Below are 26,236 nucleotides of genomic sequence, written 5' to 3' on the forward strand. Positions count from 1 at the left end.
GTAGCCCTGGGGACCAGGTGGCGACCGCCATTGCGATCCACATTCATCGCCCGTCCCGTGAAACGCTGTTGGCGGGAACAGGGATAGGACGGACGGGATCGATATTCCCACGCTGTGCGCAGCGACCATCTATAGGGTCGCGGTCATGTCCGAGCAACTGGTCACCCTGTGGCGCCCGACTGGTCCCGACGAGCTCGAACTCGTGCGCGCGACCGGGTTCCGGCGCTGGCCCCCACGCCTGCCCGATCAGCCGATCTTCTACCCCGTTCTGAACGAGGACTACGCGATCCGCATCGCCCGCGACTGGAATGTCGCCGCCTCGGGTGTCGGATATGTGACGCGCTTCGACGTGCGGCGCAGTTTTCTCGACCGATACGACGTCCAGCAGGCTGGTGGTGAGACGATCCTCGAGTACTGGATCCCTGCTGAGGAGCTCGAGCAGTTCAACGACAACATCGTCGGCGTCATCGATGTCGTGCACACGTTTCGATGACGGCCAGTCGGTCGACTCGGCTCCGGCGAAGGTGATCCCGGCTGAGGTCAGAGCAATTCGTGCATGAGGAATGTGGGACAGCCGGGTTAGGTTCTCGGGATGGAGTTCACCGACGAGGAACGGGCGGTCCTGCGGGCGGGCCTCAACGAGTGGGGAGGCCCCGCGAACCCCAGTGACGCCATTGCCATCACCATGGGATTCACAGGCGTCGCGGACCTCTTTGCGGAGCGCGACCGGCTAGTGGCCCAGATCCGCGCACGGGTGCCCGCGAGTCGCGCGGACACCGACCGTGCGATCGCGGCAACAGAACTGGCATTCGTCTCAGACCGCGTCGGGTCTGGCGTCGAGTGGGAGACCACGACAGGCTTCTCCGATGCCGAGACGATCCGGCGCCTCCGCTCGATCCAGCGCAAGGTCCAACGCGGCGCGACCCTCTAACCCGGCAACGCGCAGCGTGGGACCTCTGCCGCCGGCAGGCAGCGACGCGCCGCAGGTCAGCCCACGCCCTCGGCGGCGAGCGCGTCAGTCAGCAGCCCGACCAGGGTCTCGAGCTGCACGTCAGTCGACGACGGGAGATCCTCGTCGGCTGCCCCGTCGAGCGCCCGGGCGGCCAGGCCTGACTTGCTGTCGATGAGCTCGGCGATCTTGGAGTCGATCGTCTGCGCGGCGATGATCCGCCACGCGGTGACGGGCTCGTCCTGGCCGATGCGGTGGATCCGGTCGATGGCCTGGGTCTGCTCGGCGTGGGTCCAGGACAACTCAGCCAGCACCAGGTTGGACGCGACCTGGAGGTTCAGCCCCACGCCGGCGGCCGTCAGGGAGCACACCACGATCGCCACGTCAGGGTCCTCGACGAACGCCTTGATGTTCTTCTCGCGCGCCTTGGGCGTCTGGTCGCCGCGGATCGAGGCGTAGCGGATGCCGCGGTCGGCGAAGGTCTGCTCGGCCTGGTCCATCACGTCGACGTGCTTGGCGAAGAACACCACCTTGCCGACGTTGCGGGCGAGCTGCGCGGCGTAGTCGGCGGCCAGCCCGGCCTTGGCCTGGCCGATCCGGCGGACCATCGTGAACACGTTCTCGCCGCTGGCCTTCGAACTGGAGTCCTTGAGCTCCCCTGCCGCGACCCGGCGAACGAGCTCGTGGTCGATCCCGTCCACGACGCCCTCGCGGCTGCGCATCTCGATGGCGGACCGGTAGCGCTCGACCATGCGGCGGGTCAGCGCGACCTCGGCGGCGCGGATCGAGCGGCCGACGGCGCCGTCGAGCTCGACGGGCAGGTCTGCCACTCGGCGGGCGGGGATGTCAGCGACCACGTCGGCCTTGCGGCGGCGCACGATGCCCATGTTGATGACGCTGTCCCGCGCGGCGGAGTAGAAGCCCGGATCGGCGGGGGTGAGCCCGGTCTCCTCCAGGGCGGTCTGCAGCGCGCCGAGCGGCTGCTTGTCGTCGATCCAGCCGAGGAACTGCCAGATCGCGCGGAAGTCCTCGATGTCGTTGATCAGCGGGGTGCCGGTCAGCGCCATCAGCAGCGGCCGCGCGGTGCGGGCGCGGATCCGCTCCGAGAGCGCGAGGACGTGCTGGGAGCGCTGGGAAGTCTTGTTCTTGATGAAGTGCGCCTCGTCGACCACCATGCCGCGGAAGCCGAGGTCGCCGAGCCAGCCGATGTGCCGGTCCAGGAGCTCGTAGTTCACGATCACGACGTCGGCGAACCCGTCGACCTTGTCGCCATCACCGTGGACGACGGTGGCCCGACGGTGCGGCGTCCACAGCCCCACCTCATGCGCCCAGTTCGTCTTCACCACGTTGGGCACCACGACCAGCAGCGGGTACGCGTCAGCGGCCTGGGCGGCGAGTAGCGCCTGGGCTGTCTTGCCCAGCCCGGGCTCGTCAGCCAACAGGAAGGTGCGGTGGCCGCGGGTCGTCGCCGCGACGACCTGGGCCTGGTGCGGCATCAGCACGCGGCCGGGGGACGCGAACGCGGGGCGGGCGTCGGGCATCCGCATGCAGGCAGGAGCGCCGGTGGCCGCCTTCTCGAATGACCTGAAGAGCGGCTCGAGCAGTTCCCAGCCGGCCAGTCGGCGGGCCCGCGTCGCGATCCGCTCGGCCGCGGCCTCGTAGTCGGGGGCCAGGAACGGATTCGCCAGTTGGCGTGAGATCACGGACCGAGGAACCACCTGGGGCGCGGTGCTGATCGCCGGCGCTATCGGCGGCGCGGGCGTGGGCTCCTCCTCCGGCGGCTCGAGGCCGCCAGCGCGCATCACCGTCGCCTTGAACGCGCGCGCCGCGTCGGAGACCCGGGCGTCCTCAGCGAGCAGCTCGAGCAGCGAGGTGTCGCGGGCAGCGGTCTTCGCCAGCTGCGTCGCGACACCATCGAGGCGCTTGAGCTCCTGCGTCCGCTTGGCGGAACTCAAGGAGCCGTCGGCCATCACCCGGGCCCGCTCCTCGCGCACGAGCAGCGCCACCACCTGGAACTTCGTGCGGACCGCCGGACGCGTCGGCGGGCGCCGCACGGCATTGTCGACCTCGCGGGCGACCTCAGCGAGCACCGGGATGATCCCCTGCTCAGCAGGACGCGGGGCACGGCGGCGCTGGGCGCTGGAGTCAGTGCGCGCACGACCGGACCCGCGTTGACCTGGTCGAGCCACATCTCCTCCTTCGTACCTCCGTACCGCTGCTGCGGCACAGCGCGCCACACCACGGCTGCCTCGGGCGACAGCCAAGGGCACCGTGCAGCATCCCCGCCTGCGCCGATCGCGGGTCCGTGCTCACTCCATGGGCGACAGGCGTCGTCCGTCTGCCCACGCCTACGCCCGTGGGCGTCCGCCGTGTCCCGCTCACTGTCACGACGGTTTCATCATGACGTCAGGCGCAGTGCGCCTGGGCGGACTCGACTGCCGACACCCGCTGCACGAGAGGGCGGCCCGTTGACGGCCGACGCTCTGGTGTGGTGGTTCGTAGACTACCCGCAGGCCACCCACCGCTTGGCCGGGAACAGCTCACGACACCCCATACCACGTGGCGACCACGGGTGGGTCGGTTCATGTCTCGACAGGGTCGTGCCGGGCGCGACCTGGCTGTTCAGCCGAGCGCACCGCCTCCGCTTCACCCGGAGTGCTCGACGCGCGCCTTGATGAGCCTGAGGAGCGCGTCGCTGTCGTGACGAACGACTCTGTACGCGTCGGACTGGTGGGTGACGCGGAAGAGCTCTTGGGCATACCGCACGACGCCAGCCTGGTACGCGTCGCGACCTGCGCGGAGGTGGGCGGTGACGTCGGGGTGGTCGGCCAGCGCTCGGTCGATGACGACCTCGAGGCGATCCGGGTCAGGCACATCCGACAGCTCTGTGATGAGCAACTCTGCTGCGGGCCCGAACGCCCAGTACTGGCTCCACGGGGTCGTGGCGGCGACGGTCCTGGCCGGGCTCATGGGTGCGGGCCACAACTGCAGGAGGTATCGCTCGGCTTGCGTGTCAGTCGCGTCTGACCAGGGCGAGGCGGGTTCGCCGTCGACCACGACGTAGCGGACCCGGACGTCGAGCTCGGCGGGGATCGGGATGTCCAGGCGACCGGTGCCGCCCGATCCGAGAACGCAGGGGCCCTGACCGGTACGCATCGAGAACTCGACAGCGGTGTCCCATGACGGGTCCCGGGGTGCGGGCGCGTCCAGGACCCCGACGTCGATCGTGACCGTTCCGTACTCACGAGGTGTGATCAGGACGGCGTGCTCGCCGAACTGACCGCTGACCAATCCGACCTTCTGGAGGTCGGCGATGCGTCCACCGTCGCCGGGGTGGAGCTCGATCTGGGCGTAGTCCGCGTAGACGTCACCGATCACGACGGGCATGCGCACAGCGTAGGTCGACACGTGTCTTCCACGGCGAGTCTCACGTGTCAGGCGGCGTTCCGGACCGCGTGGCGCACGTAGATCACCCCGTTGTCGAACCGTCGCTCGTCCAGCAGCTCGAGGTCGAGCCGTACACCCCGGGGCAGCGCCGGCTTGCCGCCACCCACGATGACCGGGCAGAGCAGCAGCACGCACTCGTCGACCAGACCGTGCCGGAATGCCTCCGCCGCGATGCCCGCGCCTCCGATGCTCAGGTCCGAACCGGAGGCCTCCTTTAGCCGTCGTACCGCCTCCAGCTCGAACTTCCGCTCGATCCTCGTGCGCGCGGTCGAGACATCGGTGAGCGAGGAGGAGTAGACGATCTTGTCGGGGTTGCGGCAGATGTTCGCGTACTCGCGGACCACCGCAGGCTCGTCCGTCAACCAGTCGTCGCTCTCCCAGACGCGCATCGTATCGTACATCGGCGCCCATAGAGCGACGTGCCGATGTGGCTCTCGTGCTCGTTCCAGAACGCGTGCACGTCCTCGTCAGGCACGGACCAGTCGAACGACTCGTCCTCCAGGAACCCGTCGAGCGAGATGTTGGCCGCGTAGATCAGCTTGCCCATGGTGTCCTCCGTCGGGACGAGGGCTACAGCGTGCAGCGTCGCGCCGACACCGGCAACACCACGAACATGCGAGTAGTTCGTGCGGTGACACCGTTCAGCCGTGAGCGCTGGCCGAGTCCTGACCACGGATACTCCCGTTGCGAGGGCACACCTCGAGACAACTAGCACCTGCTTGCCTCCGCTCCTACGACGCCCGCAGAACCTCCGAGGCCCGCTGCGCGAGGCCCACGGCGAGAGCGCGACGAGCGTCGTCGTCCAGAACGTCTGCGTACTTCAGTTGCCGCAAGGCATAGGCGAGAACGCCCGCCCATCGCTCACGCTGACCGAAGCCCCGCAATGACCAGGACCTGGCACACGCACCCAGCCACGTCGACTCCTCCTGGTGACCTGAGATCGCCGCCTCGACTTCCTCCAGCGACGGCGCCCTGTCGCGGAGCGGGCTAGCCTTGTTGAACACGCCCCCGAGCGCCAACGAGAGCCCATCTAGGACAAGCGCCCCGACGCGCTGCCGGTCGAAGTCGATGAAAACCGGTCTATCTTCAACTACGAGCACATTCCCGGGATGGAGGTCCCCGTGCAAACAGCCCACATGCGTGGGTATGGGCAACTCGGGATTTGGAAGTTCGATTTCCAAGGCTGCCGCAATCTGTTCCCCCCGCGGCCAATCGATCAAAGGAGAAACGAAGCGATCAAGCCGAAGGCTCGTCGTTGCGCTGGCAACGCCGTCAAGTACCTCCACCACCTGAGCCACCGCGTCGACGGCGCGCGTCTCATCCGATGCGAGCAGATCTGCGAGCGAAACGCTCCCCTCGCCCGCCAACGGCGCAACGTGCCCACAGGCACCACCGCAGGCACCAGCCACAAGATGGATGGGCGAAGCAGCATTCGCCGAGGGAATGCTCGCCATGAAGCCGCCCGACGGCCGCATGTCGCCGTGGACTCCCGTCTTCACTACCACCGAGGTCAGCAATCGGCCGTCCTCAGCAACGACACCACATATCCACACGGTCGCGTCGCTGAGTCCTCCAACAGCTGGCCTGACATCAACGACCGCCCCGCCGAACAACTGCCCGACACGCTTAAGAACACGTCTTGTCGACTGGGCGGTGACGGGGCCTTCAAGGGCCAGGTCTTCAGTCTCCCGCAGGGCAGTGCCGAGCGCCCGAAGCGCACTCCGGAAATCTAGGGCTTGACTCTTCTTGAAGTGCACCACCCGCTGAATTGGCTCACGAGGTCCGACTTCGAGAACGTTCCTGCGTTGCAGGACGAGTAAAGCGAAATCCTCATCCGAGTATCCCGTAAGGATCATAATCGCTGAATCAGGAAAGTCAGCTTCAACCGCTCGAAATAGAGCATCGCCTGAACTCTCGATCGCCCTGTCGCCGTCCCGTTCCGGCAACTTCCGATCCAGCACCACCAAGTCAACGATGCCTTGTGATGCTGCAACCTCAGCCAGGCGCGCCCGTGCCTCCGCTGCACTGTGGGCACGCGCGACCCTAAACCCAGCATCCCTGATTTCACGCTGGAAGCGGTCGGCGGCTTCGCCAACTTCGTCCTCTACGTAGAGTGCCCACGGACTAGACAACGCTTCGCCGTCCCTTCAAGGAGAAGATGGCTAAGCCTGCCTCGGCTTCCATCTGGAGTTCGTAGCCCAGTCGCGCCGCCACAATGCGCATTATCCCGAAACCCTGCCCTTGGTGGCCAATCTTGGCCGATACGCCCCTGCCAGAGACCTCATCAAGAGAGAATTCTGCTCCTGAGAACCGGTTGCTAATATTCACCCAAAATGCCTGTGGCGTGACGCCCGACGCAACGTACACCTGCGGGTTGTTGTCACCAGCCACCTCTAGCACCGCCTCATACCCATTTCGGATTGCATTTGATAGTAGCAATCTCAGTAGATTCGGATCGCTCATAATGCCGTCCGGGCCTCCCCTGCCCGCGTCAACGGCTACACGAGACGTGGGGACGCGACTGATCTGAATGGCCTCGTGCAGCGCTTCCGACAGCGACAGGGGTTCGTACCGCGGCGGAGCACTGGCGCGCACAAGGGCTTCGACACTGTCGAGCCGCTTCGCCATTCCGTCGATCGCCGCGCGGGTCTCACTTGTCTCGAACTCCCCGATTTCGTCACTCGCCGCCAAGGCGAGCCAGCCGATCCCCGGTTCGAGTTCGTGCCGCATCCAGTGTATGAAGTCGTCTTCAAGGCGCGTCACACGCCCCTCCTCAGCGGGGACAACAATCGGTGTTGAAGGCGCGTGTGCCTGATCCAGAGCTCTTGCGATGTGGGACAACTGCCGACGCAGGGCCGGAACCGTCTCAGAGGTCATCGCCGCGCGCACGAGCTTCACGTCCGCCGGAGTCGCCTCCCGCCTGAGGCGGTCGATTCCCACTGAACGACGCGAAGGCCTCTCGGACTGGAGGAGTCTCTTGAGATCGTCCTTCATCATTCGTTCGCATGGTCAGCGTAGAAGCGTGCTCGTAACTCGAAAGCGCGTCGCCCGCCCTCCATGAGCGTGGTGATCACCTGCACAACGGGCAGCGCGTCGAACGGGCCCTTCACGTCCACAAGACCCTGCGAACCGTCGCTCGATAAATGAGCAACTTGGGTCGCGCCGCCGAGCACTGGAATATTGGGGTTGTGCGTGGCAACGATCGACTGTGCGCCATCATTCGTTCTAGCGACCAGACTCGTGACTATCCGGTCAACCAGGAACTGGTTGTCTAGGTGATCTTCGGGCTGATCGAGGATCACGATTCTCTCGGGGTCCGTCAACACGATCGGCAAGGTCACTGCACACTTCTGACCGGTCGACAGTTGCGCGGCGCTCTTCACAGTAGCCCCGTCCTGCAGGCGGAAGTCGACCGAGTCCATCAGGCTAGCGGCAGCGATGCTCGAAAGCGCTTCGCGGTTGTCGAGTGCGACGATGATTCGTGTAGCGCGGTCCAGCGGGATACTCGCAGACTCGGCAAGACCGCCAGCATCTCCCTGCTCGACATATCTCAGTAGAGCAGAGGGTAACGTCGCGGAAGCCAGTGAGTCGGCGAGCGCATTGTATTTCAGGCCCGTGCCTTGGAGCAATTCCACCAAGGTTCGCCTGTACGCGTTCGTGTCGGCAAAATGACGTACGGCGATTTGAACGCGATGGTCAAGTTGCTCGGTGATCGAGCGTGCCGCACGATTCCGCGCGTCAAAGACCCTTTCTGAAGCATCCTCGAGGACTTCCTGCGCTGTCTGGCGCCCCGCTAGCTCTAGCCGCTCAAGCCGCTCTAGTTCGCGAAGATCATGCTCGACCGAGTCAAGCCTCGTAATCTGAGCCTCGAGGTCGCGAAGCTCTGCCGTGATTGCGCCTAGGCCACGCTCAAGTTGGTCGAGATTCGTCCGAACTGGCTCAGCTTCGGCGCGCAACCGCAGGTCTTCCTGCGTAAGCCTGGCAGTCGAACCGACGGAGAGACGCTCAAGCCGATCGGCCGCGGCCGCCACTTCTTCCAGAGACTGCTCGATTGCATCGGCCAGCCGCTCGACTTCGCCCTTGATGGTGGCCTCGACGGAGAGGTCCACCAATCGCGTCACAACCTCCCGCGCTGGCGCAGTCGCGCCCCGAATCTCGGCCTGGGCTGCGCCGAGAGCCGCGGCGCCGCGAAGATTCGCTTCGACTCGAATCAGTTCCTTCTCGAGCACGTTGAGCTTCGCTCGCTGCGGCGCGAGGTCGGCCGCCGAACTGTGCTCGAAAAGTTCGGCCTCCCGATCCTGGGCGCGCTGCCGGTCCTCTAGGAGCGACGATCTCTGTCTCAACAGATCTCGAAGTTCCTCCTGGTGCCCTCTGAGGTCCGAGGCGCGCGCCGTCATCTTCTTGATTTGGGCGAGAACATCGAGCTGAGTCGTCGACTTGATTCCAGCCCTCAGGTCTATAAGCGCGAGGCGACGCGTCGCGCTGTCGGCGATCTCTTCCAGTTCATTTTGCCCGAGCATCAACGCAAGGTCCGCAGTCACGTCGGGACGACGGCCCCCGCCGCCCGCGTCGACGACCAGCCGCTCTGCCCCGGCGGCAGTCTTCAGATCCAGGACGACCTCGCCGGCCCCAAGGGCGTGGCGGAGGAACGCCGTACGGTCGCCTGTCGGCGACCCGTGAGGAAGCGCGAGCGCATGCCGAAGCAACTCGAGCAGTGTGGTCTTGCCTGCGCCGCGGGGGCCAACGATGACGTTCAGGCCGGGAGAGAGCTCAAGGTCAAGGCCGTCGAGAAACCCACCCGTGACTCGTACCCGCGAGATCAAACTCACTGTGTTCCTCTTCCTCGCGAGTACGGCGCCTGCCGGACTCCTCCTAGACTTCGGGCCAACGATAGGGGACCGCGGTTCGCCTGGCCGCTTCACCGTGATGGTTGGGGCGTGGGCGCGCCGCCGGCCGGCTCGCCGACCCGCACCCGGTCACTGTCCTCGGCACGGTTCATGGCGCCTCGCTGCCCCTGCGGCCGCTGACGGGCATTGAACAATGCAAGAAGAGTCAAACCATGTCATCGCCTGTCAGGCCAGACTCCTGGCTCACCATCTGCGCTCAGTCGGCGGGCGTCCGGGCCCTTGCTTACTCGTGACCTGGCCGCGCCGGTTCGAGTCGCGCCGAAAGCTCGTTCACGAGCCGGCGCACCTCCGCGGTCAGTTGCTCGACTTCGGCACGCGACGCGGCTTGCTCCACGTCGGTCGCTTCCGCCACTCGCTCCACGAGCCACGACGCCAGGGTTGCGGTGACGACTCCGAGTAGCGCAACTCCCGCGATCATCAGGGCGACGGCGACGGCCCTTCCGGTCGTCGTCGGGTAGCGGTCCCCATAACCGACGGTCGTCATCGTCGTGATGGCCCACCAGAAGCCGTCACCCAGATTGGCGATGTTCGCGCCCGGTCGGCCGCGCTCCGCATCGGTCACAGCCAACGCCCCGCACGTGATCAGCAACGCCGTAGAACCGACCACGTATGTCACGACGCGGCCTCGCAGCGTGCTGGAGCCGACGCGGTTAAGCACCCTTGCGAGTGCGACGAGCCGCAGCAGGCGTAGCGGACGTAGAACCGGCAGCGCGATGACAGCGAGATCGAGCGGGTTGAGCTTCACGAACGTCCAGCGGCGTTCGGAAAGGGACAACCTGGCGAGGTAGTCGGCCGCGAAGGCAATCCACGTCATGAGCACGATGAGTTCGCAGGCATTGCGTGTCGCCTGGGTCGTCGTGGGGACCGCGATCGGCACCGCGTAAGCGACCAGGAACGCCACCGCGGCGATGGACGATGGCCATTCGCTGCGCTTCTCCCCTACTCGACCTTGGCCACAGTGCACGTGATGCCGCTGGCGACAGTCCGCTCCGAGGCACACCGTCAGCGGTTTGAGTCAAGCAGTGAGAACACCGTCGTCACGACCCTGGCGAGTGGTTCAGCGAGCCGTGCGCGCCGCGTCCAGAAGGACTGCCATCGCTCGCCCAGCACGACGGGCTCGGTCGGCGCTGACCGGCGAGTGGCTGTAACCAGCCAGAGTCTTCATGGTGAGCAACGCACGCAGGTGTCCGGCCAAGGTCTTGTCGACCGCAGAGAGCAGCGCAATCGCCTCGTCGTGGTTCTCTCCACGGGAGTACTCCCCCAGTCTGGCGGCGCAGATCACATCGGCGGCGGCAATGCCTGCGTGGACGCACAGCGTGACGTAGGCATCGGCGACGTCCGCGGCCTCGTCGGCAAGCATGTCGACGGCAACCGCCGCGTCCGCGAACTGTTCGGCCTTCACCAACCGTCCTCGGCGCATCGACTCATCGGCCTTGACGGTGCGTGGGGTCATCGCCGCGCACCTGCCATCGCGCGACGCAGCCAGAACGGGTCCCCGCTGATCGTCAGCGCCTCGTCGAGCAACGACTGCAGAATCGGGTCTCGCGTGACCGCACTCACCCGCACCTCGGCTTCCGTCATGGAAAGCACTCTCGTGTCGTTCCCGGTCCACCGGGACACGTCGCCTGAAAGCTGGTCCACCAGGACCTCCCACCGGTCAGACTCGGTTGCCGGATCCAGCAGGAACAGGTCGATGTCGGACCCGGGGAGCATCTGACCTCGCGCGGCCGAGCCGAACAGGGCCGCCCACACGGGGGGCGTCGGCCACGCCTGAACGTGGAATTTGATCCGGTCCATCAGCGTCCCGCGCAGGTTTGCCAGCGCGATGATGTGATCGGCGGCCAGGTGCTCCCGGTTGAGCCGGTAGCTGACCACGTTGCCGACCTGCTGAGCCGTCACGGTGCCCTGTGCCGTCAGCCGCGTGAGCACCTTGCGGATTCCCTCGTAGGAGCGGCCACCGATCAGCTTCTGGACTCCCCCGACGGTATGCGGGGCGTCAGCGGCCGCGAGCACGGCGAGGACATCGCCGTCGAGCGTGGGCGTGATCACTGCAAGCGGATGCTGGGTCTGCATCGCCTCTCCGGTTCCACAATAGTTCGCGTACGCCCACTATAGTTGAAATGCCCGGGCGACACTACGCCCCTTCGGCCATGCCGCTGACGCGTTGGTACTTCGAGGCAACGTACTCGTCGACCCAGGCCCGGCAGCTCATCCACTGACCGTTCTCCGTGCGCTGCGCCTTGAGTCGCCCCCGCTGAGCGGCCGCACGCAACGCGACGGCGTTCAGGTCCGGGGTGGCGAGCGAGGGCAACGGCACGAGACGAGCAGGTCCCGCGAGGGCGGGCACCACGAAACGAAGCACGTTGTCGAGCACCGCGCGGGCGATCTGCTCCCCCAGTGGACCGAAGTTGCCGCGGTCGGCAGTGCGCAGCGCCCGCAGGTACTTCTCCCGCTCGCGCTTCTGGATGATCGCCGGTGCGTAGCCGAGCCGGCACAGCACCAGGTTCAGCAGCAGGCGACCGGTGCGCCCATTGCCGTCGATGAAGGGGTGGATCTGCTCGAAGGCGACGTGGATCGCCGCGACCGACTCCATCGGATGACGGCCCGACTCCGTGCGGATCGCCTCCACAGCGTCGAGCCAGTCGCGCATCTTGGGGTCGATCAGCGCACGCGACGGCGGCGCCATCCCGCCAGGGAAGGGGTGGATCTCGTGCTTGCGGAAGTGCCCCGGGCCTTCGTCCGGTCCGGCGTCCGGGTGCGGGGCGACGTCCCACACTGGCGTCATCGCCATGCGGTGCACATGACGGACCTCGGTGAGGGTCACCAGCTCGCCGTCGCCGCCAAACTCAGGCGCCAGTGCCTGGCTGTAGACCCACTGGGCGGCGTCGGCGTAGCCCTTGACCTCCATGTACTCCCCGAGCTGCTTGTCGCCGACGGCGCGGCCCTCGCGCAGCAGCTCCTCGACCTCCCGAAGGACCAGGGTGTTGCCCTCGATGGCCGTGGAGTTGTGCGCGTCGTGAATCCACAGCTCATCCCAGATCGCGCGCGCCTCGGCCGGGCTTGGCAGACCGCCAAGGCGCTGCTGCACGTCCCCGAGCGTGTCGTCGAGCAGCCGGTACAGCGCCTCACGGCTCATGCGGCCCGGGCCACCGGCGCGCCGTGGGGACGGCGAAGCGGATGTCGGCGCGGAAGTAGACGACGACGTGGAGGAAGCGGAGCCTGACTCGAAGTTGTCGCGCTCGGCCATGTTGAAAGGTAACACGACCAACTGTCTTGGTCGCGTACACCGGATCAAAATGTGAACACGACAAATTCGAGCGGGGGCGGACCACCGCCCAGAGCTGCCCATCGCGGCCTTGCTCGGCTGAGCGCTGGACGATCCGGAGCACGTCGCCGGAGCAGCAGCTGGACCCGTATCGTCCTAGCCCCAGAAGACTGACGTCGCGTGTTGCGCATCCCCTAGCGCACCCATCACCAGGAGCACCGGCAACCGGGAGCGCCGCAACCCCGCCGCAGCCCTGGCACAAAGAGCGGGCCTCATGTGTGGTCGCGGCCGCCATCGATGTCGCACGTTCGCAGAAGACTGACGGCGTTACCTTTGCGTTCCGCGTCCTGGCCGAGGTAGGCGACCGATCCGACTCACTCGAGTCTCGACCTGCTCGATGCTCAAGGCATCCTCGCCAAGGTCCACGCGCATGATCGTCGTGAAGACGCGCACCGCTTGACCAGCTCGATCCAAATGTGCGGCGAGTTCCGCCTCCTGGCCGGCGGTCGCCCTCCACGGCACGACTCCGCTCAGGCGGCGTTGTGTGCCGGTCATCGCTGTGGCCGCCTGCAGGTACGCCGAAGCCGTCGTGACCACTTCTCTCGTTGCACGTGCGGCTTCTGGAGTACCGCACGCGATGACTCCTGCTTGTGCGTCGAGCACTGGGCGGACTTGATCCGACATGCGCCACGCGATCTCATGTGGATCCAAGGGCCTGCGGATACGCAGCAACTCGGCCGCCGAGACCGCGAACCCGGACTGAACCTGAAGCAGGGCGCGAAGAGTCTGGCCAAGCATGAGCACCCCGTGCGCGGCTTCGACGAACGCGACGTACGCGGCTCGGCGAACCTCCACAGACTGGCTGCGGGCCGCCGCCCTCCGGCGCTGGGTCTCGAGCCCCCAGGCGCCGAGCGTCGTCAGCAGGGACGCTCCGAGCGCCGCCACTACGGGCACCCACAGCGACACCTCGGACCTCCGTCTCGACACGTGGTGACACCGCCAAGGTGACAGGTTCCACGGGCAGCAGGAACTTACCGCGGAAGCCCGAAGCACCAGCTCGACATACCGAGCGACCAGGTCAATGACCGACCCAATGGCATCGAGGGCTGCTGACCACATGGTGACGACGGGGCCCTCGCAGGCACACCACCCCTGACCTGGAAGAACGCACTGTGCGCCTGGGCAGATTCGAACTGCCGACACCCGCTTTAGGAGAGCGGTGCTCTATCCCCTGAGCTACAGGCGCATGGGACTTGGGAGAACGTGGTCGGAATCCCGAACGCGTGGCGTCCGGTGCCCCCGTCAAGGTTCTTGTCGGTCCCGTACGTCGCCGATCGGGCCACGGGGCTCGGTTCGGCGCACGGCTAGGGTACCGGTGCGCGTGTCGGGGACGCACCACTAGCCCCTCTACGGGCGTAGTGGTGTCGGTCGTGAGTCCGGCGGCGTGCGCTGGGCCGTGGCCGCGTTCGCGGTGGCCGTGGTCTGGGCGGCCGCGGTAGAGCCAATCGTCGAGCCGCGAGTGAAGCGACTCGTCATTCGCCGAGGCCGAGCACCCGAGTTCATACCGGTTGAGCTGCTGAGCACGAATGAGGACGCTTTTCGGCCGCGCGGGCGCACCGGCTAGCGTCGGACGGCATCACGCCGCGCGGCGTCGTGAGTCCCGCAACAAAGGAGCGCCCCGTTGACGATCAAGGTCATCGCGCGAAGTGTCGTGCGCCCCCACAGTCTCCCTGAGGCCCTCCGGCTGTATGAGGCCCTGGTCAAGGAGACCGTCCTGGAGCCGGGGTGCCACTCCTACGAGCTCTTCCAGGACATCGACGACCCTCATCGGCTGACGCTGATCGAGGAGTGGGAGGATCTGCAGGCGTTGGACCTCCACACCAAGACGCCGCACTTCGTCGACTTGGTCAGTCAGCTCACGGAGCACGAGGACGAGTTGCCCGTCCACAGGTACTCCCGGGTGTTCTAGGCGCACTGCCAGCCCCGTCAGCCATTCGGGCGATCCCGTCAACGTTTCGTTGACATAGATCAAGGCGTCAAGCCACAGTTGACACATGACCTCCGACAACACCCCCACCCAGCCCAGCGGAGACTCCCTCCGCGACCACCTCGCCCGCGCCCTGCACAACGTCGACCCGACCCTGCGCGACCGCCTCACGCATGACGCCGACGCGCACCTCGAGCTCGTCGCGCTGGCCCGCGCCGCGCGCTCGGAGACCGACGTGCTGCTCGCCGCCGCCGTCCAGTCCGCGCGCGGCGCCGGCTGCACCTGGGAGCAGGTCGGCGCTGTGCTCGGCATGACCCGCCAGGCGGCCCAGCAGCGCTACGGACAGCCGGACGCCTCCACGGCAGCAGCCGCCGGCGGCGGCTCGAGGGAGCGCCTCATCCTGCGCCCGCTGTCCGCGTTCAACGAGATGTCAGTCCTCGCGCGCGCCGGCCGCTACGGCTGGCACTCGGTCGCCTACGGCCCGCTGTTCCACGCGCTCGAGCGGGACGACCGCCAGTGGGAGCACACCCGGACGTTCGGGTCGCTGCCGGAGGGCGGCGGCTGGCTGCCCGTCGGATCGGGCTGGGCGTGGTGGAGCTATTGGGCCCGCCCCACCGATGCCCCCGCCCTCGAGGGCGACCCGACCGCCGCCGAGCTGGTGCGCGGCTGACCAGGACTCAGCGCCGGAGGCCACCTCCGGGATCGCTGAGCGCAGCCTCGCCGCGACGGGTCACCCTTGGTCGACGCGACGGAGGAACGGCAGCATGGCGGCCGCCAGAGCCTGCGGCGCCTCGAGCGCGACATGGTGGCCGACCCCGTCGAGGAGCACGGACGTGACCTCCCCCGTCGAGACCTCGCGGACCGTTCGCTCCGTGAACGGCCCCCCGAATCCGCCGACGGCGAGGATCGGGATGTCCAGCGGCCGGGCGGCGGCGAGCGCCCGAAACTCGTCGCCCTCGGCGAGCATCGAGCGGTACAGCCCTGCGGCGCCCCTCCAACCGCCAGGCTGGGCGTAGGCGCGGGCGAACTCGGCGATGTCGTCGTCGGTGACGGCGCCGGCGACTGCGGTCATCGTCGGGAAGGCCCAGTCGCCCAACAGGGCTCGCTCACGCCCGGCGAAGAGCAGCTCGGGGATGCCGGGCGCGGCGAGGGCGCCGATATGCCAGGAGCCGCCGCGGGCGACATCCGCGAAGGCCTCGAGCCCGAACCCGGCCAGCCCCATCTCGATCGCGGTGAGGCTCGCGACCTCGTCGGGGTGGGCGGCGGCGAGCCGGAAGGCCGCGCCGCCGCTGATGTCCTGGGCGACGAGGTGCACGGGGCCGACGTCGAGGCCCCGGATGAGGTGGCGGAGGTCTTGCGCGGCAGTGGCGCTGTCGTGGTCGTCCGCGGCGGGGTCGGAGTCGCCGAACCCCCGCAGGTCGACGGCGAACACCCGGTGCTCCCGCGCGAGGAGGGGGATCAGCCGGTGGAAGGCCCACCACGACTCCGGGAAGCCGTGGACCAGCAGGATGGGCGAGCCGGACTCCCCCGCCGAGACGTAGTGGAGCGTGGCGCCAGGCACGTCGGCGGCGTGGTGGACGACATCCGCGAGGGCGCCCTCGGAGGCTGTGGCGTTCATCGACTTCCCCTGCCCATCGATCGGATTCGATTCGACAACTTAGTTGTCCAATATCCAGAGTAGACAACTGGGTTGTCGACGTCAACGGACGCCCTACCCTGAGAACGTGACTCGATCAGGCGCCGACCTCGCACTGCTGCTCCTCAGCGCCTACCGGCTCCTGGTGGATGACGCGGTCGAAGGGCTCGCCGCGCAGGGGCACCCGGACGTGCGCCCCGTGCACGACTTCGCGATGCGGGCGATCCTCTCCGGCGCGGACAGCGCCTCCGAGCTCGGCCGGCGGATGTCCGTCTCCAAGCAGGCTGCCGCGAAGACCATCGCCACCCTGGTCGAGCGCGGCTACGTCGTCCGCGAACCCGACCCACGGGACGCCCGGCGCAAGCGCATCGAGGTCACACCCCTGGGGCTAGAAGTCATGAGCACGGGCGAGGCGATCTTCGACGAGCTGCGACAGGCCTGGGCGGCCCAGATCGGCAGCCACCAGCTCGCGGAAGTGGAAGGGCGGCTCGCCACGCTCGTCGGGGACGCGCGCATCCGGGTGGACGCCCCCGGCTGGGTGGCCGACGAGGCCGCCGACTAGCGTCGGCGGCCTGCGAACGCCCCAGCCGTCGGCGCGACGCCCACCGCGGCCAGGTCCGCTGGGGCCAGGGCGGCGGACGTCTGCGGCGCGCGGAGCCGCCACTCGAGGTACCGGCGCATCGGCTGTTGGACGCGGCGCTCCACGACGAGGTGCACGAGCACCGCGACCAACACGCAGACGCCGATGCTCAGCAGCAACGCCGGATAGGGGTCGAGGTAGGAGGACAGCGCCTCGATCGACGCCCACCCCGTGTACTCGTGGGTCAGGTAGAGCGGGTAGGTCAGCAGCCCGGCCCGCGTCAGGAGCCTCGAGTCGACCTGGGCCATCCGCGGGATCAGCGTGGCCCCCGCGACGAGCGCGACGCAGGCCACCACTCCGAGGGCCACGACCGTGGGCGACGTCCGCATGCCTGAGGCGACCTGGTCGATCGCGCTCGTCGTGTTGACCACGGACAGGAGCACCGCGGCGCCGACGTCGACGCCCAGGGCCGACCACGCGAGACGGCTCGGCCCGTCACGGCGCATCAGGTAGACGACCATCCCCGCGCAGAACAGCGGAAGCCATTCGACCAGCGTGAACGTGCGGGACAGGGCGGGCACGGCCAACGTCGCGGGGACCGTCAGCAGCGGCGCCGCCGCAGCGAAGGCCAGCACCCGAGGGGCGGTGATGCCGATGCGCATGAACACGGCGACCACCAGGTAGAACTGCAGCTCCACCCACAACGTCCAGTACACGCCGTCCACCCGGGGCACCCCGAACAGGTCCTGCAGCATCGTCAGGTTCACCAGCACCTCGGCCGGGGACCGCGCCTCGAAACTGGGCCACAGGTACCGCAGCGTCGCGGTCAGCAGCACCGCGGCCCAGAACGCCGGATACAGGCGGCTGACGCGCGACGCCGCGAACGAGCCGACCGGGCGCCCCCAGGCCGAGGAGAGTATGACGAAGCCGCTGATCACGAAGAACAGGTGCACGCCGAGGTAGCCGTAGCGCGTGACCTGCGACAGCTCGGGGAACACCTCCGCGGGGAGCCCGCCCTGCCACCTGTGGTGGTCGCGGGCCGTGAAGTGGAAGAGCACCACAGCGCCCGCCGCCAGGAATCTCAGCAGGTCCAGGACGCGCAGGCGTGGAGCCGACTGCGGCTCACTCGACGGCGGGGCGGCGGGGGGCGCTGGGGCGAGGGGCACAAGGGGACTCTTCTTCGCCCTCCAGCGGCCCGCATGCGGAGTGCGGCATATCGCCCGATATGCGGTGCGGATTCGCCTCCCGTCGGACGCGGTCAACCGTCTACGTTGTGGTCCGACGTCGACAGATCGGACGGACATGACGCCCTCGGACGTGCGCACGCAGGCGACGCTGGGCACGGGCTGGCGCGTCGGGCTGCTGTGCCTCTTCGCGGGAACGCTCGCGATGACCTGGCTCTCCGCGGCGCCAGACCAGGCGTGGCTCGAGGCGTCGGCCACCACCGCCTTCGCCGCGCTGGTGTTCTTCCCGGTGGCCCTCATCCGCGTCGACGTGCGGGCAGGGCGCGACGGCATCCGCGCGGGCTGGTACCCGTGGGTGCGGCTGCGGTTCGCCGCGGAGGACATCGCCGACATCCGGCCGGTCGACCCACGAGGGGGCGTCCACGACGGCATGGGGCTGCGCCACTTGGGAGAAGGCGCCTGGGGGCTCCTGGTCGGCGGCCCCGCGGTGCAGGTCGACCTGCGCAACGGCCGTCGGTGGGTGCTGTCCACCCCACGGCCCGACGAGGTCGCCGCCATCGTGGCCACCCGGAGCCCTCGCGAGAACCGAGGCGAATAGATCCGACCGCGGGTTCGTTGGAATGGGCAGAGCAACCGACCCACCAGGAGGCCTGGCATGACCACAGCACCCTCGACCACAGCACCCTCGACCACAGCGGCCTCGACCGCGACCCGTCAGGACGACCCGCGCGAGGACATCGAGGTCGGCGTCCTGCTGGGCAACGGCCGCCTGGCCGGCCGCTCATTCTGCGACCGCGCCGAGGCGGAGGCGTGGGCCCGCCCCGAGGAGGGCGAGCAGGTCGTCGAGTTCAACCACGTCTGCGAGTGCGACATGTGAGGACGCGGCTGCTGCCGGCCCACGCGGCAGGCGGGTACTGGCAGGATCCCGGGGCATGGCTGCCCGCGCGCCCCTCGCACTCGCCGTCACCCTGGTGCTGGCGTCGACCAGCGCCTGCGGGGCGGCCGCCGATCGGCTGCCCGATGGCGACCCCGATGTGACAGGCGTTGTCGCGGCGCCCGCGTCGGGACCCGCTGATCATCCGCGACGACGATGCCGACTCGCCCGCCCGGCTCGAGGACGGCGACGCCGTCGAGGTCTGGCTCGGGGAAGCGTGCGCCGAGTCGTTCCCGGTCCAGTGCGAGATCCGCGCGGTGCGGGTCACGGGAGAGGCGACGCGCCGCCCTTAGCCCACCGCGGCCGCCGACGCCCTGGGCGCCGTGCCGTCCGTCTTCTCGGTGACCACCCCGTCGGAGATCCACAGCCGTCGCTGCGCCCGGCGGGCCACCCACGAGTCGTGCGTGACGATGACGATCGTCAGGCCCTGATCGCGCCACAGCCGTTCGATCATCGCCATGATCTCGTCGCGGGTGCGCTCGTCGAGGTTGCCTGTGGGCTCGTCGGCCAGCAGCACCCGGGGGTTCTTCGCGAGCGCCCGGGCGATGGCGACGCGCTGCTGCTGCCCGCCGGAGAGCTCGTCGGGCATGTGGGCGGCGCGCTCGGCGAGCCCCACGTCGGCGAGCGCCCGGGCGGCGCGCTCAGCCCGCTCGGCGGCGCCGATCCCGAGCGGGACCAACCCCGTCTCGACGTTCTGCTGCGCGGTCAGGGTCGGGATCAGGTTGAAGTTCTGGAAGACGAAGCCAACGGTGCGGGCTCGCACATCGGCCCCCGCCGACTCGCTCAGCCCGGCGAGCTCGAGGCCGTCGAGGGTGACGGAGCCGGAGGTGGGGCGGTCCATCGCGCCGAGCAGCTGCAGCAGCGTCGACTTGCCGCCGCCCGTCGGGCCCTGGATCGCGACGAGCTCCCCCTCGGCGATGGAGAGGTTCACGCCGCGCAGGGCGTCGACGGTGCGGTTCTTCTGGGTGTAGCGCTTGGTGACATCACGCAGCTCGTACATCGGGGAGCCTTCCGGAGCGGGAACGGACGGGCGGACGGGGGTGGTGTCGCGCGACACGCGGTCAGGCGACATGCGGTCAGGCGACTCGCGGTCAGGCGACACTGCGCAGCGCCTCCGCGGGCCGCAGCCGGGCCGCGCGCCAGCCGCCCAGGCCACCGGCGACCAGCCCGCCGAGCACCGCGAGCGCCACGGCGGCCAGCACGGCAGTCCCGGTCACGGGCGCCTGCAGGGTCACGGCGATCGCCGAGGCCGCCTGCCCCATCGGGCCGACCATGCCGCCGCCCATGCCACCGCCGCCCATGCCGCCCTCCGGCGCGCCGGGGGCTCCGCCGCCGGCCCCGCCACTGGCGGTGAGGCTCGCGGACAGCTCGGGGGCGATGAGGTTGATGGCCAGCACGGCGCCGAGCCCGAGCACCAGCCCGACGACCCCGCCGAGCAGCCCCTGGGCCACGGACTCCCCCATCACCTGGCCGACGACGCGACGGCTGCGCCAGCCGAGCGCCTTGAGGGTGCCGAACTCGCGGATGCGGCGCCCGACGCCGGACAGGGTGAACAGGATGGCCAGCGCGAACGCGGCGACCAGCACCACGACGGCGAGCCATGTGCCGAGGGTCCCGGCGAGGTCGGAGGCGCTGGACAGCGACCCGGAGACGCTGCTGGCCAGGTCGGCGGCGGTGGCGACGGTCGCGTCGGGCAGCGCGGTCTCGATCGCGGCCTGCACGGCGGTGATGACGTCGGCGGAGTCGGCCTGCACGTACAGGGTGCTGACCTGCCCGGCCTGGTCGGCGAGCGTCTGGGCCGTGTCGAGCGGGATGTACACGTTGGCGGCGGTGGTCGCCGACGAGGAGGTCGAGGACACGATGCCGACGACGGTGAAGTCCGTGCCGCCGAGCGTGACGGTCCCGTCCACGGCGATCTCGTTGCTGGTGGCGTAGGCCGAGTCGACGAGTGCGACGTTGGCCCCGGAGTCGGACTCGTCGAGCGCGCGGCCGTCGTCGAGGGTGGCCGAGGTGAGCGGGCCGACGGCGTCGTTCGCCAGGTCGATGCCCTCGACGTCGATGCTGTCGATGCTGAACGAGCCCCCACCGGGCTGGCCGCCCGACCCGTCGGCGCCGCCCTCGGGCCGCTCGCCGGGCTCCGGCATGGAGGACATGTCGGGGACCTCGCCGGAGAAGCTGGTGCTGCTCAGGCTCAGCGAGCCGGCCACGGACGCGACCCCGTCGATGGCTGCGACGTCGTCGACGGCCGAGGCGTCCATCGTGGAGGAGCCGCGGGCGACCTCGAGCCGGTCCTGGGCGAAGGTCGCCCCACCCGAGCCGTTGTCGGCGCCCTGCTCGAACTCGAACTGCTGGGGCCCTCCCCCGCCCTCGCCGTCGGGCATCTGCGGCGCATTGGTCACGGTGATGTCCGTGCCGACGCCGTACACCGAGGCGAGCACCTCGTCCTGGGCCTTGCCGATGCCCGCCGTCACGCTGGTCACGGTGATGACCAGGGCGATCGCCAGGCCGAGCCCGAGGGCCACGAGCCAGGTCTGCTTGCGGCGCTGCCGCAGCTCCCGGCGCAGGTAGGTGAGGAACATCGACGCTCCCGTCAGGTCCAGAGGGGTCGCCGCTCGCTCAAGCGGCTGCCCCACCTTCGGGCAGCAGTCTGGGGCCGCCCCTAGGAGAACCTGTGAGCCACCTGTTCGATCAGGAGGGCCCTCGCCGGTGCGTCATGAGCACAGCGCGGTGTCGACAAGCTCCGCGAGGTGCGCGGTGGTGTCGGGCTGCCCGACGTCGAGCGCGGCGACGGCGACCGTCACGGCTCGGCCGCTGTCGGTGACCCCGCCCTCGGTCAGGTAGCCGGCGATCGCGCCGCCGTGGCCCCAGGCGACGTCGCCGCAGCTCAGCGCGGTGGACGTCAGTCCCAGTCCGTAGCCGAAGCCCTCGGGGAGCCCGTCGGGCGTGATGACGGCCTTCATCTGCGCCAGCTCGGCGGGCCGCAGGATCTTGCCGCCGAGCAGCGCGCTGAAGAACGCATTGAGGTCGCTGGGGGTGGAGACGATGTCGCCCGACGCCCAGGCTTGCGACGAGTCGAGGTCGGTGACGTCGACCAGCGCGCTGTCGGCCGTCGCGGCGAAGTACCCGTGGGGGTGCGGGCCGCGGATGGCCCGCTCGCCGCGATCGGGCACGTAGGTGCTGCGCAGGCCCAGGGGCTCGATGATCCGCTCGGTGATGGCCTCGGCCAGCGGGCGCCCGGTGGCCTTCTGCACGATGAGGCCCGCGAGCAGGTAGTTCGTGTTGCTGTAGGCGAAGGCCTTGCCTCCCCCGGACGCCGGCATCGCCAGGGCCAGGTCGAGCAGCTCGTGGGGCTCGACGTACCAGTCGGTGATCGCCGCCAGGTCCGGGACGCCGTCCTGGAGGAACGGGGGGCCGTCGGTGTAGCTGCGGATCCCGCTGGTGTGCTGCAGCAGGTCGCGCACCGTGATGTCGTGGCCGTCGACGCCGTCTCCCCTGACGAGGCCGGGCAGGTAGGCCTCGATGGGATCGTCGAGCCCGATGGCGCCCTCGCCGACGAGTTGCAGCACGGTGGCCGCGACGAACGTCTTGCTGTTGCTGCCGATGCGGACCTGCCCGTCCACCGGCACGCGGGCGCCGGTGGCGAGGTCGCCCACGCCTGCGACCAGGTCGCGGTCCCGCCCCTTGCGGTCGGTGACGCTGGCCAGCGCCGCGGGGACGCCGTCCTCCCGGACGAGCCGGTCGAGCCCTTGCTGGACGACATCCGCCCGGGGCTTCCCCTGGCCGTGCGGGCGCTCTCTGTCACCGGCGAACGCGGCGCCGGGGACGGCGAGCGCGGCCCCGACGGCGAACGCGCTCACCAGCACGAGCGCCGACGTGCGCGTGGGACGGCGCGGGCCGCGCTGCTGCGGTCGGGACTGCTGCGGATCTGGCTGCTGGGGCATGAGGTCTCCTCGGGTGGCCGTGCTGACAGTGGCGTTTCGTGCCTGTTCAGCATGGTTCGGGAGACCGGGCGCCACTATGACGCCCCCTGCCCCTTCCCGAGTCGGGCCAGCCCCACCTCCGCCTTACCGCTGGCGCCACCTCCCGGCCGGCGGGCGGCGCGGGTCGGCGGGCGGCAACGCGGAGGCGGGGCTCGCCGCGCCCGTCTCAGTGGTCGTGGTGCGCGTGCCCTCCCCGCGTGCTCGCCGCGAGGCCCGCGACGCCGGTGAGCTCATTCGGGGTGACGGTCAGCTCGACGACGCGCGAGACCTCCCCGGCCTCGAGGTCCACCGCGCGCAGCGTCCCGTCGCGCGGGTCGGTGATGTACGCGGCGCCGCCCTGGACGAACAGCGTCGGGCGCGGCTCCTGCCAGGCCTCAGGCTCGCTCCACGGGTCGATCACCGGGATGGACCGGGTCAGCGTGGCGGCCTCCACGTCGATGACGTGCAGCGCGCCGTCTGAGCCGAGCACGAGCCCCTCCCCGTGCGGCCCGCGCCCGAGGGAGCGGAACGAGTAGCTGGCGGGCAGGTCGACGAGCCGCAGTTGGGCGGTGCGGGTGTCGATCAGCGAGACGCGGGTGGGGCGCTCGAGCTCGGCGTCCGGGTCGGACTTGTAGTCGCCGAGCACGATCGGCGAGGTCTCGGCGCCCGCCTGGTTGCCGATGCGGCCGTAGGCGTCGGGGCTGGCGACCTTGGTGACGACGTGGCCGGTGGCCAGATCGCCGGTGACGACGAGCGCGCCGTCCTCGCAGCCGATGACCACGGCGCCGTCGGCGGCCACCGCCTCGCCGTGCACGCCGGGGCACGCCGCCGAGGCCGCGACCTCGGTGCCCTCCCCGTCGAGCACCTGGATGCCGGTCCGCGCGTCGGCTGTGCCCTCGGAGACCACCAGGGCCCCGTCGGGGAGCTCCACGGCGACGCCGTGGTGCGGGGCCGCGGTCGTCACGGTGCGGGCCGTGCGATGGGGCTTGGCGACGTCGGCCGCGTCGAAGACGACCACCTCGCCTGTGCCGTCGTCGAACAGCGCGGTGCGGCCGCTGTGGGCGACGACGTGGCCGGGCTTCTCGGCGGGGAGGACGACGTCGGTGAGCTGGGGGTCGGCAACGAAGTAGTGGGAGTGGTCGCCGTGCTGGTCGGCCCAGGTCCCGGCGTCGAGCACCTGGAAGCCGCCCGCCGTGGTGATGAGCACGTGGCGGCCGTCGCCGGCGGGGTTGAGCCGGTTGAAGCCGTCGAGGGGCAGATCGGCGACGACGTCGAGGGTCGCGGCGTCGAGCACCTGCACCCCGCCGTCGTAGGCGAGGACCAGCCGCGGCGTGGCGCCCGTGGCCTCCTGGGGGGCCGCGGCTGTCGGGCTCGCGGTCGGCCCGTCAGCGCCGCCGGGGCCGGTGGCGCAACCGGCGGCGAGCATGAGGGTGGGGACGAGTCCGACTGCGGCGAGTCGGCGGCGGGGCATGGTGCGCGGTGCAGGTGGCATGGCGCGGTCGGGCCGCACGCGCCCGACGGGTCGCGCTGGGCCCACTCCTCTCGGTCGCGGGTCCACGCACCGGTTCGGCGCGTGCGGGAGCGACCGTAGCAGAGGTGAGAATGATTCTCATCATCATGACGGTTCGGATGGCATGACGGCGCGACGGGCTGGGCCCGCCGCACGGTCATCGACGCAGCACACGCCTCGCCAGCGTGTTGCCCAGCCACTGGGCGAGCTGCACGATCACCACGATCACCACGACCGTGATGAACGTGACCTGCCAGTTGAAGCGCTGGTAGCCGTAGACGATCGCGAAGTCGCCGAGCCCGCCGCCGCCGATCGCGCCCACCATCGCGGACATGTCCACGATGCCCACGAACAGGAAGGTGTAGCCGAGGATCAGCGGCCCCAAGGCCTCGGGCACGAGCACCGTGGCCACGATCCGCAGCCGCGAGGCGCCCATCGCGCGCGCCGCCTCGATCACCCCCGGGTCCAGCGCCACGAGGTTCTGCTCGACGATGCGCGAGGTGGCGAACGTGGCCATCAGCGTCATCGGGAAGATGGCCGCCTGGGTGCCGATCGTGGTGCCCACCACGGCGAGGGTGAGCGGCCCGATCGCCGTGATGAAGATGATGAACGGGATGGGCCGCACGATGTTGACCAGCACGTTGAGCACCGTGAAACCGGGGCCGCTGGCGAACAGGTTGCCCTTGCGCGTCGTGTAGAGCGCGAGCCCGAGCAGCAGCCCGGCGAACCCGCCGACCAGCAGCGTCACGGACACCATGTAGAGCGTCTCGCCCAGGGACTCCCACAGGATGGGGAGCAGGACGTCCCAGCCGAGCTTCATCGTGCCTCCGTCAGCTCGACCACGTCGGTGGTGCGGCGCAGCGACGCCAGCAGCCTGTCGATCGCGGGATCGTCGCCCACCAGCTCCAGCGTGAGGCTGCCGAACGGCCGCTCGTCGATCTCGGAGATGCCGCCGTAGATGATCGAGCCGTCCACGCCGTGCTCGCGCAGCTCACGGGTGAGCTGCGTGCCGGAGCCGCCGTCGTCGCGGACCCCGACGGTGACGATCCGCCCCTGGTGCCGGTGCCGCAGCCGCGCGAGGACCTCCTCGTCGGGCCGGTCGTGCAGCGCCGTCGCCACGAACCTGCGGGTGGCGTCGGCCTGCGGCTCGGAGAACACCGAGTACACGTCGCCCACCTCCACCACGCGGCCGTGCTCCATGACGGCCACCCGGTCGCAGGTGCTGCGCACCACGTCCATCTCATGCGTGATGACCACGACGGTGACGCCCTGCTCGCGGTTGACGCGCCGCAGCAGCGCGAGGACGTCGCGGCTCGTCTCGGGGTCGAGGGCGCTGGTGGCCTCGTCGGCCAGCAGCACCGCTGGCGCGGCCGCGAGCGCGCGGGCGATGCCGACGCGCTGTTTCTGCCCGCCGGAGAGCTGGGAGGGGAACTGCCGCGCCTTGTCGCTCAGCCCCACGAACTCGAGCAGCTCGGCCACGCGGGCCACCCGCCGCTCCTTGGACCAGCCGGCCACCCGCAGCGGGTAGCCGACGTTCCCGGCGACGGTGCGCGAGGCGAGCAGGTTGAAGTGCTGGAAGACCATCCCGATGCCCGCGCGGACCTTGCGCAGGTCGCCCTCCCCTAGGGCGCTGACCTCGTGGCCGTCGACGACCACCCGCCCCGAGGTGACGGGCTCGAGGGCATTGATGAGCCGCACCAGGGTGCTCTTGCCGGCGCCCGAGTAGCCGATGACGCCGAAGATCTCCCCCCGCCGGATCTCGAGGCTGACGTCGTCGACGGCGCGCACGGCGGTGGAGCCGCTGCCGAACACCTTCGTCGCGTGCTCGAACGTGATCATCGCGCTCATGCGCTGAGTCCTCCTGGGGGGATGGAGTGT

The 26,236-nt window shown here is 69.4% G+C and carries 27 protein-coding genes and 1 tRNA gene; 7 read left to right on the forward strand and 21 right to left on the reverse strand.

The genetic code is table 11. The features are described 5' to 3' along the window. Positions 1-145: 145 nt before the first annotated feature. Both QUV83_RS00840 and QUV83_RS00845 read left to right on the forward strand, forming a co-directional pair. Positions 146-493: a hypothetical protein gene (locus QUV83_RS00840; protein ID WP_289561689.1), complete on the forward strand. Its 348-nt coding sequence runs from the start codon at positions 146-148 to the stop codon at positions 491-493. A 99-nt stretch (positions 494-592) separates the two neighbouring features. After that, complete coding sequence (locus QUV83_RS00845; RefSeq protein WP_289561691.1) at positions 593-931, forward strand: hypothetical protein; 339 nt, start codon at positions 593-595, stop codon at positions 929-931. 56 nt (positions 932-987) lie between these two features. Here QUV83_RS00845 and QUV83_RS00850 read toward each other — a convergent pair whose 3' ends face one another. The 13 genes from QUV83_RS00850 to QUV83_RS00905 form a co-directional block, all read right to left on the reverse strand. Continuing rightward, positions 988-3,138, reverse strand: coding sequence for a DEAD/DEAH box helicase (locus QUV83_RS00850; RefSeq protein WP_289561693.1), 2,151 nt, complete (start codon positions 3,136-3,138; stop codon positions 988-990). A gap of 457 nt (positions 3,139-3,595) precedes the next feature. After that, positions 3,596-4,336: a hypothetical protein gene (locus QUV83_RS00855; protein WP_289561695.1), complete on the reverse strand. Its 741-nt coding sequence runs from the start codon at positions 4,334-4,336 to the stop codon at positions 3,596-3,598. Positions 4,337-4,383: 47 nt separating this feature from the next. Next, complete coding sequence (locus QUV83_RS00860) at positions 4,384-4,785, reverse strand: dihydrofolate reductase family protein (RefSeq protein ID WP_354003913.1); 402 nt, start codon at positions 4,783-4,785, stop codon at positions 4,384-4,386. After that, positions 4,755-4,943: a hypothetical protein gene (locus QUV83_RS17640; protein ID WP_354003914.1), complete on the reverse strand. Its 189-nt coding sequence runs from the start codon at positions 4,941-4,943 to the stop codon at positions 4,755-4,757. The genes QUV83_RS00860 and QUV83_RS17640 overlap by 31 nt, the downstream gene beginning before the upstream one ends. Before the next feature lie 184 nt (positions 4,944-5,127). Beyond that, positions 5,128-6,528, reverse strand: coding sequence for a phosphotransferase (locus tag QUV83_RS00865; protein ID WP_289561697.1), 1,401 nt, complete (start codon positions 6,526-6,528; stop codon positions 5,128-5,130). After that, positions 6,521-7,390 carry a GHKL domain-containing protein gene (locus tag QUV83_RS00870; RefSeq protein WP_289561699.1) on the reverse strand — a complete coding sequence of 290 codons (870 nt, stop codon included), beginning with the start codon at positions 7,388-7,390 and terminating at the stop codon, positions 6,521-6,523. Before QUV83_RS00870 ends, QUV83_RS00865 begins: the two co-directional genes overlap by 8 nt. Beyond that, positions 7,390-9,225 (reverse strand): AAA family ATPase, encoded by a 1,836-nt coding sequence (locus tag QUV83_RS00875; RefSeq protein WP_289561701.1) that lies wholly within the window; start codon positions 9,223-9,225, stop codon positions 7,390-7,392. Before QUV83_RS00875 ends, QUV83_RS00870 begins: the two co-directional genes overlap by 1 nt. 301 nt (positions 9,226-9,526) lie before the next feature. Beyond that, positions 9,527-10,204, reverse strand: coding sequence for a potassium channel family protein (locus QUV83_RS00880; protein WP_289561703.1), 678 nt, complete (start codon positions 10,202-10,204; stop codon positions 9,527-9,529). Positions 10,205-10,360: 156 nt separating this feature from the next. Continuing rightward, positions 10,361-10,756 (reverse strand): hypothetical protein, encoded by a 396-nt coding sequence (locus QUV83_RS00885; RefSeq protein ID WP_289561705.1) that lies wholly within the window; start codon positions 10,754-10,756, stop codon positions 10,361-10,363. Further along, on the reverse strand, positions 10,753-11,376 hold the full coding sequence (locus QUV83_RS00890) for a nucleotidyltransferase domain-containing protein (RefSeq protein ID WP_289561706.1): 624 nt from the start codon (positions 11,374-11,376) through the stop codon (positions 10,753-10,755). The genes QUV83_RS00885 and QUV83_RS00890 overlap by 4 nt, the downstream gene beginning before the upstream one ends. 61 nt (positions 11,377-11,437) lie before the next feature. After that, positions 11,438-12,550: a Fic family protein gene (locus tag QUV83_RS00895; protein WP_289561708.1), complete on the reverse strand. Its 1,113-nt coding sequence runs from the start codon at positions 12,548-12,550 to the stop codon at positions 11,438-11,440. A 345-nt stretch (positions 12,551-12,895) separates the two neighbouring features. Beyond that, the gene (locus QUV83_RS00900) at positions 12,896-13,534 is read right to left on the reverse strand and encodes a hypothetical protein (protein WP_289561710.1); all 639 of its coding nucleotides are present in this window, start codon (positions 13,532-13,534) and stop codon (positions 12,896-12,898) included. Between the two features lie 207 nt (positions 13,535-13,741). Then, positions 13,742-13,814: transfer RNA gene (locus tag QUV83_RS00905), tRNA-Arg, on the reverse strand. 435 nt (positions 13,815-14,249) lie between these two features. Between QUV83_RS00905 and QUV83_RS00910 the strand changes: the two genes are divergently transcribed. Then, positions 14,250-14,537: a putative quinol monooxygenase gene (locus QUV83_RS00910; RefSeq protein WP_289561712.1), complete on the forward strand. Its 288-nt coding sequence runs from the start codon at positions 14,250-14,252 to the stop codon at positions 14,535-14,537. Positions 14,538-14,622: 85 nt separating this feature from the next. Further along, on the forward strand, positions 14,623-15,225 hold the full coding sequence (locus QUV83_RS00915; protein ID WP_289561714.1) for a hypothetical protein: 603 nt from the start codon (positions 14,623-14,625) through the stop codon (positions 15,223-15,225). A 60-nt stretch (positions 15,226-15,285) separates the two neighbouring features. On the opposite strand, the gene QUV83_RS00920 is transcribed toward QUV83_RS00915, so the two are convergent. Continuing rightward, on the reverse strand, positions 15,286-16,173 hold the full coding sequence (locus QUV83_RS00920; protein ID WP_289561716.1) for an alpha/beta fold hydrolase: 888 nt from the start codon (positions 16,171-16,173) through the stop codon (positions 15,286-15,288). Positions 16,174-16,279: 106 nt separating this feature from the next. On the opposite strand from QUV83_RS00920, the gene QUV83_RS00925 reads away from it, so the two are divergent. After that, positions 16,280-16,753 carry a MarR family winged helix-turn-helix transcriptional regulator gene (locus tag QUV83_RS00925; protein WP_289561718.1) on the forward strand — a complete coding sequence of 158 codons (474 nt, stop codon included), beginning with the start codon at positions 16,280-16,282 and terminating at the stop codon, positions 16,751-16,753. Here the strand turns inward: QUV83_RS00925 and QUV83_RS00930 are convergent. Next, the gene (locus QUV83_RS00930) at positions 16,750-17,937 is read right to left on the reverse strand and encodes an acyltransferase family protein (protein WP_289561720.1); all 1,188 of its coding nucleotides are present in this window, start codon (positions 17,935-17,937) and stop codon (positions 16,750-16,752) included. The genes QUV83_RS00925 and QUV83_RS00930 overlap by 4 nt on opposite strands. Before the next feature lie 136 nt (positions 17,938-18,073). Between QUV83_RS00930 and QUV83_RS00935 the strand changes: the two genes are divergently transcribed. Both QUV83_RS00935 and QUV83_RS00940 read left to right on the forward strand, forming a co-directional pair. Next, positions 18,074-18,553, forward strand: coding sequence for a hypothetical protein (locus QUV83_RS00935; protein ID WP_289561721.1), 480 nt, complete (start codon positions 18,074-18,076; stop codon positions 18,551-18,553). Positions 18,554-18,610: 57 nt separating this feature from the next. Next, on the forward strand, positions 18,611-18,832 hold the full coding sequence (locus tag QUV83_RS00940; RefSeq protein ID WP_289561723.1) for a hypothetical protein: 222 nt from the start codon (positions 18,611-18,613) through the stop codon (positions 18,830-18,832). Positions 18,833-19,178: 346 nt separating this feature from the next. Here the strand turns inward: QUV83_RS00940 and QUV83_RS00945 are convergent, their stop codons facing one another. The 6 genes from QUV83_RS00945 to QUV83_RS00970 form a co-directional block, all read right to left on the reverse strand. After that, a complete protein-coding gene (locus QUV83_RS00945; protein WP_289561724.1) occupies positions 19,179-19,889 on the reverse strand; it encodes an ABC transporter ATP-binding protein in 711 nt (236 codons plus the stop codon). 91 nt (positions 19,890-19,980) lie between these two features. Further along, on the reverse strand, positions 19,981-21,468 hold the full coding sequence (locus tag QUV83_RS00950) for an ABC transporter permease (RefSeq protein ID WP_289561726.1): 1,488 nt from the start codon (positions 21,466-21,468) through the stop codon (positions 19,981-19,983). A gap of 132 nt (positions 21,469-21,600) precedes the next feature. Continuing rightward, a complete protein-coding gene (locus QUV83_RS00955) occupies positions 21,601-22,830 on the reverse strand; it encodes a serine hydrolase domain-containing protein (protein WP_289561728.1) in 1,230 nt (409 codons plus the stop codon). A 205-nt stretch (positions 22,831-23,035) separates the two neighbouring features. Next, complete coding sequence (gene aztD / locus QUV83_RS00960; protein WP_289561730.1) at positions 23,036-24,319, reverse strand: zinc metallochaperone AztD; 1,284 nt, start codon at positions 24,317-24,319, stop codon at positions 23,036-23,038. Positions 24,320-24,515: 196 nt separating this feature from the next. Then, a complete protein-coding gene (locus tag QUV83_RS00965) occupies positions 24,516-25,178 on the reverse strand; it encodes a methionine ABC transporter permease (RefSeq protein ID WP_289561732.1) in 663 nt (220 codons plus the stop codon). Next, positions 25,175-26,206 (reverse strand): methionine ABC transporter ATP-binding protein, encoded by a 1,032-nt coding sequence (locus QUV83_RS00970; protein WP_289561734.1) that lies wholly within the window; start codon positions 26,204-26,206, stop codon positions 25,175-25,177. Before QUV83_RS00970 ends, QUV83_RS00965 begins: the two co-directional genes overlap by 4 nt. Positions 26,207-26,236: the final 30 nt, after the last annotated feature.

Origin of the sequence: Cellulomonas cellasea (assembly GCF_030372105.1) — a bacterium.
In the GTDB taxonomy this organism is placed as follows: domain Bacteria; phylum Actinomycetota; class Actinomycetes; order Actinomycetales; family Cellulomonadaceae; genus Cellulomonas_A; species Cellulomonas_A cellasea_A.